Raw genomic sequence first — 204 nt, 5'->3', positions numbered from 1 at the left:
TGGTTGCGGGGGCCGGATTTGAACCGACGACCTTCGGGTTATGAGCCCGACGAGCTACCAGGCTGCTCCACCCCGCGTCCGTATAATACTTTTTTCATCGAATCCAACACTTACTTGATACTGCTCTTGCAGTATCGGTTGGTTGCGGAGGCCGGATTTGAACCGACGACCTTCGGGTTATGAGCCCGACGAGCTACCAGGCTG

At 55.9% G+C, this 204-nt stretch carries 1 tRNA gene; it reads right to left on the bottom strand.

Going from position 1 to position 204, the window contains the following annotated elements:
* Positions 1–77, bottom strand: a tRNA-Met gene (locus NR114_RS24235).
* Positions 78–204: the final 127 nt, after the last annotated feature.

It is taken from the genome of Serratia sp. Ser99 (genome assembly GCF_024519545.1).
Taxonomy (GTDB): domain Bacteria; phylum Pseudomonadota; class Gammaproteobacteria; order Enterobacterales; family Enterobacteriaceae; genus Serratia; species Serratia liquefaciens.
This window is presented reverse-complemented; position numbering and strand designations above follow the sequence as displayed.